The sequence below is a fragment of the Rhodoplanes roseus genome (assembly GCF_003258865.1).
In the GTDB taxonomy this organism is placed as follows: Bacteria; Pseudomonadota; Alphaproteobacteria; order Rhizobiales; family Xanthobacteraceae; genus Rhodoplanes; species Rhodoplanes roseus.
On the sequence record NZ_NPEX01000228.1, the window covers coordinates 1 to 9434 of the forward strand.

Sequence of the window (9434 nt, forward strand, 5' to 3'; positions counted from 1 at the left end):
GGCCGTCCGCGCGGCGGCGCAGGCGCGGCCGTGGGGCCGCGGCGCATCGGCGCGCGAAAATGCTGCCGGAAAACGCCGCATCGCCCGTTCTAATTACGAACGTCGATCACATCCGACATCGCGACGGGCAACAGACGTCGGGCCGCCGGGCGGCCGCGACAACGGTCGAGGCATATCATGAGCGTCTCCACGATCGCCTCCAACACGACGGCGAGCTCCACGACGAGCACCAGCAGCTCCAGCTCCAGCTCGAGCTCCAGCTCGATCGACACCGACGATTTCCTGACGCTGATCACGGCGCAGCTGCAGAACCAGAACCCGCTCGATCCGACCGACACGACCGAGTTCACCAATCAGATCATGTCCTACGCGACCTTCAATCAGATCACCAGCATGAGCGACACGCTCGACACGCTCAGCGACACCGTCTCGACGCTGAGCAGCACGGTCACGAGCCTCTACGAGGCCTACAGCAACACCTCGGCGTCGTGAGCCGCTCGGTCGTCGCGGGTTCCAGGAGCGTAACATGAGTCTGACCGGCGCGCTGAGCTCGGCCGTCTCCGCATTGAATGCGCAGAGCCAAGCCATCTCCATCGTCTCCGACAACATCGCCAATGCGAGCACGACGGGCTACAAGACCGTCACGGCGAGCTTCGAGAGCCTGCTCTCCAGTGCCGCGTCCACGTCGGCCTACTCGTCGGGCGGCGTCGCCGTCTCGGCGCGCTACAACATCTCGGAGCAGGGGCTCCTGGCGTCGTCGAGCAGCGACACCGCGATGGCGATCGACGGCAACGGCTTCTTCGTCGTCACCGACGAGACGGGCACGACCTACTACACCCGCAACGGCGACGCCACCATCGACGACTCCGACGGCTATCTGAGCGTCAACGGTTACTATCTGATGGGGTGGGCGACCGACCAGGACGGCAACGTCACGGGCGGCGAGACCGCCGCGACGCTGACCAAGATCGACACCGCGTCGCTGCAGAGCGTCGCCACGGCGACCACGACCGAGACCATCAAGGCGAACCTGCCGGCCGACGCCGAGGTCGGCGACGAGTTCACCACCACGATGGACGTGTACGACTCGCTCGGCACCGCCAGCAACGTCACCGTCACCTGGACCAAGACGGCCGAGAACGAGTGGTCGGCGACGTTCAGTGACGCGACGCTCGCCTCGGACTCGTCGGTCACGTCCGGCACCGTGACGGGCTCGATCAACCTCGTCTTCAACGGGGACGGCACTCTCGCCAGCACGGATCCGAGTCCGGCGACCATCTCGATCACGGGCTGGACGACGGGCGCCGCCGACAGCACCATCACGATGTCGCTCGGCACCGCCGACACCGCCAGCGGCTTGACCCAGTACTCCTCGGACTCCGACGATCCCGACGTCGAGCTCAAGTCGATCGACCAGGACGGTGTCGCCTATGGCAGCCTGACCGGGGTCTCGATCACCGACGGCGGCAACGTCACGGCGAGCTACTCCAACGGTGAGACCTACGTGATCTACAAGGTCGCCGTGGCGACCTTCGCCAATGCCGACGGCCTCACCACGATGAGCGGCGGCGTCTACCAGCAGAGCACCACGTCGGGCACGGCGACGCTGCACGAGTCCGGTCTCGGCGGTGCCGGAACGATCTACGGCAGCAAGATCGAATCGAGCACGGCGGACACGACCGAGGAGTTCTCGACCATGATCACGGCGCAGCAGGCCTACTCGGCCGCGGCGCAGGTCGTCTCCACGGTCAGCGACATGTACGACACGCTGATGAGCGCCGTGAGGTAGCCGTCATGCCGCGACGACGGACGAGGGCGCCGGACGATCCGCTCCTGCATCGGGCGCGGAGGGCCTCCGCCGAGGCGCGCAAGCTGCTGGCCTCGTCGGGACAGGGATGCGGCGGAGCCCAGGCCGAGCCTCCCGAGCCGCCGGCGCCACGCGCCGTCCTGGCCACCATGGCCGAGCTCGCCCTCGTGCTGCGCGAGCTCCTGGCCGAACGGAGCCGGCTCGGGGCCGAGCTGGAGACCATCGATCGCCAGACCCGGGCCGTCTCGGCCTACCGGGCCGCCGGTGCCCTGCACGCGCTTCCTCCGCGGGCGAAGCGCTTTTGAGAGTCAAGGAGTGAGTCATGCCCACGTTATCGCTTGAAAGCGGCGCCCCGGTTTCGAACGCGGACCTCTCGGTCACGAAGGTGGTCGGCCTGATCGACGAGCTGATCGCGGTGGTCGAGGAGGAGAACCGCAATCTGGCGCGCGGCATGCCGGCCTCCCTGTCGAACTCGACGGCACGCAAGACGGCGCTCGCCGAGGACGTCGAGCGCTGGGCCATGCACGTGCATCGCCACGATCTCGGCGGCGTCGCCGACAGGGCGATGCGCGAGCGCCTGGTCGAGCAGGTGCGCCGCCTCAACACGGTGATGGACGAGAACGTCACGCGGCTCCGGCAGGCGATCGCCGCCAGCCAGCGACGCGTCGACGCGATCATGCAGGCGGTGCGCACCGACCTCGCCTCGCGTGCCCCCTACGGGCACAACGGCCAGATCGCCGGGCCGCGCACCGCCAGCGGGTGGTGCGGCAAGGGCATCCGCGCCTGAGAACCGTGGGCCGGGGGGCGCCCCGGATGGAGACCCGACATGTCGCTCGCCGCCGCCCGCAACATCGCGATGAGCTCGCTGCTCACGTCGCAGACACGCATCAGCATCAGCTCGTCGAACGTCGCCAACGCCGACACCGAGGGATACACGCGCAAGACGGCGACGCAGGCGACCGACGTCACGGCCGGCGTGGGAACCGGCGTCACCGTGACGGGGATCTCCAGCACGGTCGACAAGCTCCTGGTCGCCTCGCTGGTGAAGGCCGAGTCGCGGCTCGGCGCGGCGACCACCACGGAAGCCTACAGCAGCCTCCTGCAGGACGCCTACGGCACGACCTCCAGCGACGATTCGACCACCGAAGGCACCTCGATCGCCAACTCCATCGCGGATCTTAGCTCGGCCCTGACCGAGCTCGCCGATACGCCGGAGAGCGCGACCCTGCAGGCGCAGGTGATCGACAAGCTGGACAGTCTCGCGGCCCAGCTCCGCAGCACGTCCTCGACGGTCCAGAGCCTGCGGTCCAACGCCGACACCGAGATCGAGACTTCGGTCGGACAGATCAACCAGGCGCTGAACGACGTCAACTCGATCAACAAGCGGATCGCCAGCGCCAGCGCCAGCGGGGCCGACACCAGCGACCTGGAGGACCAGCGCAACACCGCGCTGTCGACGCTCGGCACGCTGATGAACGTGACCTATTTCACCGGTTCCAACAATCAGGTGCATGTCTACACCAGCGGCGGCAAGGTGCTGGTCGACAGCTCGGCGCACGAGCTCTCCTATGCCAGCGCCTCGACGGTGACGTCCGACACGGTGTACAGCGAGACACCGCCGAGCGGCTTCTCGGGCATCACGGTCGACGGCCTCGACATCACGTCGCAGATCACCAGCGGCAATGTGGGCGCGCTGATCGAGCTGCGCGACGAGACCCTGCCGAACGCGCAGAAGGACCTGGACAGCCTCGCCGACGGCCTCGCCGACGCGCTCAACGCGGTCCACAACCAGGGTACGGCGCTGCCCGCCCCGGCGACGCTCACGGGCACGACGACGCTGGCCGGCACCGATTCCTTCTCGGGGACCGGCACGACGCGCTTCGCCGTGGTCGATTCGGACGGGGCCCTCGTCTCCTACGCGGACATCGACCTCTCCACCGTCTCGACCGTGGACGATCTCGTCTCCGCCATCGACTCCGTCGACGGGCTGTCGGCCAGCCTCGATTCCAGCGGCCACCTCGTGGTGACGGCGGACGATTCCGACTACGGCGTCTCGATCGGTGCGATGGACGGCACCGTCGGCACCGACGAGCAGGGGCTGTCGGACTGGCTCGGGCTCAACGACCTGGTCACCGGCAAGGGCGCCGGGAATTTCTCCGTGCGCTCCGGCATCCTGTCCAACACCTCCCTGCTGGCCGTCTCGAAGCTGTCGGACGGCGGCACGCTCACCACCGGCGCCTCCGTGCTGGCCAGCGGCTCGACCGTGATCGCGTCCGCGCTGCTGGACGCGTTCGAGACCAAGCACACGTTCGGCGCGGCCGGAAATCTCGGCAATGCGAAGGCCACGTTCGCCACTTACGCATCGGAGGTGGTGGGCGCCGTCTCGACCGGCTACTCGAGCGCCAGCTCGGAGCTGACCACCGCGACGTCGCTGGAGTCCAGCCTGTCCGACGCGATCTCGTCGCAGTCGGGCGTCAATCTCGACGAGGAGACCAACCTCCTCAGCGAGCTGCAGACCATGTACGAGGCGGCCGCGCAGGTGATGTCGATCGTCAACGACCTGTTCTCGACTCTGCTCGAGATGGTGCAGTCGGCCTGATCCGGAGCCAACAGATGATCGGACGCGTCGCCACCTTCGCCCTCAGCGAGAAGACGATCAACCAGGCCTTGCGGACGCAGGCCCGCAACACCGAGCTGACGCTGCAGCAGGCGTCGGGCGAGATCTCGTCGAATTTCGGCGGGCTCGGCTCGACCAGCCGCCGGGTCCTGGAACTGCAGACCGCCGTCACCCAGTCGGCCGCCTACAGCGACGCCGCGACCAATGCGGGAAGCCGGATCGAGATCATGTACTCGGCGATGTCGCAGATGACCGATCTGCTGACGACGCTGCAGAGCTCGATCACCTCGGCGACCGACGCCGGCACGCTGGACGACGGGACGGTGTCGAGCCTCACCACGTCCATGGGCGAGTATCTCGACGAGTTCGGCTCGCTCCTGAACACCCAGTACGAAGGCCGCTATCTCTTCTCCGGCGCCATGATCGACACCGCTCCGGTCGATCTCGACGACTATCCGGCCCAGACCGTCCCGTCGACCGAGTCGACCGACTACTACAAGGGGGACGACGCGATCGCCTCGGTGCGGGTTTCGACCGAGCAGGTGGTGGAATACGGCGTCACGGCCGACGACCCCGCCTTCGAGAAGGCGTTGCGCGCCTTCAGCATCATGGCCAACCTCTCGTCCGGCACCGAGACGCTCGATTCCGACACGCTGAACGAAGCGCTGTCGTTGACCAAGACGGCGTTGAGCGGCGTCTCGACGATCCAGACCAAGCTGTCGATCAACGCGAATACGCTGGAGAAGGCCGCCAGCCTGCAGACGTCGTTCCAGGATCAGGCGACCTCGCTCGAGTCGACCCTGACCGACGTCGACGTCGCCGCCGCCGCCGCCGAGCTGGCGACGCGGCAGACCCAGCTCCAGGCCGCCTATTCGGCGATCGCCAAGATCCAGAGTCTCAGCCTCGCCGACTATCTGAAGTGAGGGGGCGCGCCGCGCGGGCGGCGCCGGTCAGACGCCCGTGAACAGCCGGTTGGCGCCGACATCGGCGGCCCAGATCCGCTTGTGCGCCTCGGCGATCCACGGCTTGAGCGTCTCGACGCGCGCCGCGATGACGGCGAAATCCTCGCGGAACTTCGGCACCACGGCCATCACCTCGTCGAGGAGCGCGTCCTGGTCCATGGTGGCGAGCCGGCCGTGGCGGATCACCACGCGGCCGTCGACCAGCACCGTATCCACCCCGCGGCCGCCCTCGGTGTAGACGAGCTGGCGGGTGGCGCTGTTGAGCGGCACGTAGGACGGGTCCTTCAGGTCGATCAGCACCAGGTCGGCGCGGGCGCCCGGCGCGATCCTTCCGAGATCGTCGCGTCCGATCGCATGGGCGCCGCCGGCCGTGGCGGCCCCGAGGGCGCGCCCCGCCTGGTCCGGGCCCGGATCGGGATCGCTGACATGCACCATCAGGGCGAACAGCTTCATGGCCTGGAACATGTTCTGCGCGTCCGAGCACGAGCAGTTGTCGCAGCCGAGCGCCAGCGAGACGCCGGCGTCCTGCAGGGCGCGGATCGGCGGGATGCCGCTCTTCAGCTTCATGTTGCTGAGCGGATTGATGACGACGTTGGTTCCGGTGCGGGCCAGGACCTCGATCTCGTCCTGCAGCAGCCACACCGAATGGGCGAGGTTGAGATGGGGCCCGAGCAGGCCCTCCTGCTCGAGCCGCCGGATTAGCGAGCCGCCGTGCTCGGGATATTCGAGCCGGGCCTGCAGGGCCATGCCCTTCGACTCGTAGATGTGGGTGAAGATCGGCAGGCCGTAGGTCTTCGCCAGCGCCGCGGTGCGCTCGATCAGCGCGCGGGTGCAGCGCTCCGGCGCCGACGGGCCGAGCGCCCAGCCGACCCGCGAGCCGGCCTTCGGCTTCTTCAGGTAGTTCTCCTCGAACCAGGCGAGCTGATCGATCTTCTTGTCCGGCTCAGCAGCGGTCGACAGGTAGGGATGGTACTCGGCCGGAAAGACCTCCTTCCAGAACGGAATGGTCTCGATGCCGCGGATGTCGGCGTATTGCAGCGCCACCACGGCGCGCACGCCGATCTCCTCGTAGGCCTCGACCACGGCCTCGAAATGCTCCGGGTCGAACGGATAGAGCGTCACCATGTCCTGCACGGTGGTCATGCCGGAGCGCAGGCATTCCAGCGCGCCGATCAGCGTCCTGGCACGAATCTCCTCGCGGCTCCGCTTGGGATACTGTGGCGGCAAGGCGAGCAGGCGCCACGTCTCCAGCGGCGTCTCGTCCATGGTGCCCTTGGCGAGCGTATCGTGCGAGTGATAGTGCGCGTTGATGAAGCCGGGGATGATCAGCCGGTCGGTCGCGTCGAGCGTCTCGACCGTGATGCCGTCCTTGGCCAGCGTCGCCGCGAGCCCGGTGCCGATCTTCTCGATGGCGCCGTTCTGGACAAGAATGTCACAGCGCTCGCCCTGATGCGGATCGCCGCCCGGCAGGAGGGCGCGGCCGTTCTCGATCAGCAATGTGTCGGTCTTGGTCATCGATTGATCCTGCGAAAGGCTCAGCGCGAGCCTGCATAGAAGTCGAAGCGGCGCTCGACGACCCCGACCGCCTCGACGATCACGAAGGCGAGCGCGAAGACGACGAACACCAGGGCCCAGAACTCCTCCATGAGGAAGTTCTGGAGATAGAGCTCGAACAGCTCGCCGAAGCCGAGCAGCGCGATGATGATCTGGCCGATCACCACGCCCTTGACGCCGCGCACCACGGCGAGCCGCAGGCCGGTGAGGATCTCGGGCAGGGCGCCCGGCAGCAGCACCTTGAAGAAGATCTGCGACCGGGTGCCGCCGAACAGCCGCGCCATGTCGACCAGCGAGCCGCCGACATGGCGGATGCCGGCCTGGGTGTCGATCACCAGCACCCACACGGCGAACAGGAACACGGTGGCGACCACGGTGGTCTGGCCGATGCCGAGCAGCGGCATCAGGGCCGGCACGAGGGCCGTGAGCGGCGCGCTGATGAAGATGTTGACCCACACGTTGAGCAGCTTCTCGGCCGGCCGCCACACGCCCATCAGCACGCCGAGCGGGATGCCGATCACGATCGCCAGCGCCATGCCGATGCCGAAGGCCTGCGCCGTGACCGAGAGCGCCTTCAGGAAGCTGTCGGTCTGCACCAGCTCCACCGCCTTGGCGGCGATCGCGGTCATCGGCGGGATCAGGTCGACGCCGCCGTAGCGGCCGATCAGCTCCCAGATCGCGGCCCAGACGAGCAGCGAGAGGCCGGACGGCACGTTGTCGAGGAGCGAGCGGGGGGTCATGGGCGCGGTCCTGCGACGCGGCCTGTCCCCGCCCTCGTCCTGAGGAGCGGCCGGAGGCCGCGTCTCGAAGGGCGGGGGCGGCCCCGGCCCCCGGGGGGCCACATGGTTCGAGGCTCGCCTCCGGCGAGCACCTCACCATGAGGTTCGAGGTGGGTGATCCAACCGATGCCCGCCCTCATTGCAGGTACTGCTTCAGCGTGTCCCAGATCTCGTCCACGGTGTCGAGATAGCGCTGGTCGCGGCGGATCTGGTCGGGGGGGAGGTCGTGGGCGATGCCGGGGTCGCGGATCGCCGAGACGCGGCTCGGGCGGCGCGACAGCAGCACGATGCGGTCGGAGAGGTAGACGGCCTCCTCGATGGAATGCGTCACGAAGATCACGGTCTTCTTCTCGACCTGCAGCAGCGACAGCAGGTCCTCCTGCAGCTTGCGCCGCATCTGCTCGTCGACCGCCGAGAACGGCTCGTCCATCATCAGCACGTCGGCGTTCACGGTGAGGGCGCGGGCGAGGCCGGCGCGCTGGCGCATGCCGCCCGAGAGCTGGCTCGGATACTGGTGCTCGAAGCCGGCGAGGCCGACCTCGCGGATGTACTTTTCGGCGATCGATTCGCGTTCCGACTTCGCCACGCCGCGCAGCTCGAGCCCGAAGGCGACGTTGCGCAGCACGGTCGCCCACGGCAGCAGCGCGAAGTCCTGGAACACCAGGGCGCGCTCCGGCCCGGGGCCCGTCACCGCCCGGCCGTTCACCGCCACGGTGCCGGTGGTCGGCCGAAACAGGCCGGCGATGATCTTCAGGAGGGTGGTCTTGCCGCAGCCGCTGGGGCCCAGAAGCGTCGTCAGCTTGCCGCGCTCGAAATCGAGGTCGATGCCGTCCAGCGCCGTCACGCCATTGGCGTAGCGCATGGTCACGCCCGCGACCCGCACGATCGGCGGCGCCTCGTCGGGCTTCGTCACGGGCAGGGGCTTGGTCATGGCGTTCATCGGGCGGCCGCGTGGTCCGGGCGGAAGAGCCGGTTCTCCAGCCGCTGCAGCAGCGACAGGGTGACGGTGGCGAGCGCCAGGATCGAGAGGATCGCGGCGAACATCTTGTCGTAGCGGGCGATCGAGCGGTTGTAGCTGATCAGGTCGCCGATTCCCGTCGGGGAGATCAGCAGCTCGGCCAGCACCACGCCGATGAATCCCGCCGAGATGCCGAGCCGCAGGCCGGCGAAGATCATGCCGCTCGCGTGCGGCAGCATGATCTTGGTGACCTGCTGCAGCCGGGTGCCGAGGAACGAGCGGCACATGTCGAGCAGCGACGCGTTGGTGTTGCGGATGCCGCGATAGGAGTTCAGCACCACGATGGGGGCCGAGAGCAGGATCACGGCGGCGATCTTCGAGGTCGCGCTGACGCCGTAGAAATAGGTCAGCAGCGGGATGATGGCGGCGATCGGCGCGGTCTGCAGCACCACCATCAGGGGCAGGCCGATCCACTCGATGCCGCGCGACAGGCCCATGGCGATGCCGAGCGTCACGCCCAGCACGGCGACGATGCCGACCCCGACGACGAGCGGCGGCAGCGTCACCGCATAGGCGCGCACGAAGTCGCCGGCCGCGGTCATCTCGACGAGCGCCGCCATCACCCGGGAGAAGGGCGGGAAGGCGAGGCTGATCGGCCAGCGGCCGGCGATCTCCCAGGCGCCCAGCACCAGCACGAAGGAGGCGAGCTGCCAGGGCCAGCTCCGGTCGGGCCGGTCGCCCTCCGCCGGCGGGCCCG

General features: G+C 68.3%; 11 protein-coding genes. 7 read left to right on the plus strand and 4 right to left on the minus strand.

What is annotated here, in order from left to right; genetic code table 11:
* From CH341_RS35360 to CH341_RS23715, 7 genes are all read left to right on the plus strand, one after another.
* Positions 1-181: hypothetical protein (locus tag CH341_RS35360; protein WP_210208583.1), on the plus strand; the 181-nt coding region annotated here is incomplete at its 5' end.
* Positions 178-492: a flagellar hook capping FlgD N-terminal domain-containing protein gene (locus tag CH341_RS23690; RefSeq protein WP_111421453.1), complete on the plus strand. Its 315-nt coding sequence runs from the start codon at positions 178-180 to the stop codon at positions 490-492. The genes CH341_RS35360 and CH341_RS23690, both read left to right, overlap by 4 nt.
* Positions 493-526: 34 nt before the next feature.
* Positions 527-1789, plus strand: a complete 1263-nt coding sequence (gene flgE, locus CH341_RS23695; protein WP_111421454.1) for a flagellar hook protein FlgE — start codon at positions 527-529, stop codon at positions 1787-1789.
* A gap of 5 nt (positions 1790-1794) precedes the next feature.
* A complete protein-coding gene (locus tag CH341_RS23700; RefSeq protein ID WP_111421455.1) occupies positions 1795-2112 on the plus strand; it encodes a hypothetical protein in 318 nt (105 codons plus the stop codon).
* 17 nt (positions 2113-2129) lie between these two features.
* The gene (locus CH341_RS23705; RefSeq protein ID WP_111421456.1) at positions 2130-2594 is read left to right on the plus strand and encodes a flagellar protein FlgN; all 465 of its coding nucleotides are present in this window, start codon (positions 2130-2132) and stop codon (positions 2592-2594) included.
* Positions 2595-2633: 39 nt separating this feature from the next.
* The gene (gene flgK / locus CH341_RS23710) at positions 2634-4406 is read left to right on the plus strand and encodes a flagellar hook-associated protein FlgK (protein ID WP_111421457.1); all 1773 of its coding nucleotides are present in this window, start codon (positions 2634-2636) and stop codon (positions 4404-4406) included.
* Between the two features lie 14 nt (positions 4407-4420).
* Positions 4421-5347, plus strand: coding sequence for a flagellin (locus tag CH341_RS23715; RefSeq protein ID WP_111421458.1), 927 nt, complete (start codon positions 4421-4423; stop codon positions 5345-5347).
* Positions 5348-5374: 27 nt separating this feature from the next.
* On the opposite strand, the gene CH341_RS23720 is transcribed toward CH341_RS23715, so the two are convergent.
* The 4 genes from CH341_RS23720 to CH341_RS23735 form a co-directional block, all read right to left on the minus strand.
* On the minus strand, positions 5375-6901 hold the full coding sequence (locus CH341_RS23720; RefSeq protein ID WP_111421459.1) for an amidohydrolase family protein: 1527 nt from the start codon (positions 6899-6901) through the stop codon (positions 5375-5377).
* 20 nt (positions 6902-6921) lie between these two features.
* Positions 6922-7680 carry an ABC transporter permease gene (locus CH341_RS23725; RefSeq protein WP_111421460.1) on the minus strand — a complete coding sequence of 253 codons (759 nt, stop codon included), beginning with the start codon at positions 7678-7680 and terminating at the stop codon, positions 6922-6924.
* A gap of 175 nt (positions 7681-7855) precedes the next feature.
* Positions 7856-8650: an ABC transporter ATP-binding protein gene (locus CH341_RS23730; RefSeq protein WP_425376208.1), complete on the minus strand. Its 795-nt coding sequence runs from the start codon at positions 8648-8650 to the stop codon at positions 7856-7858.
* 5 nt (positions 8651-8655) lie between these two features.
* A partial coding sequence (locus CH341_RS23735; protein WP_111421462.1) for an ABC transporter permease occupies positions 8656-9434 on the minus strand: 779 nt, incomplete at its 5' end.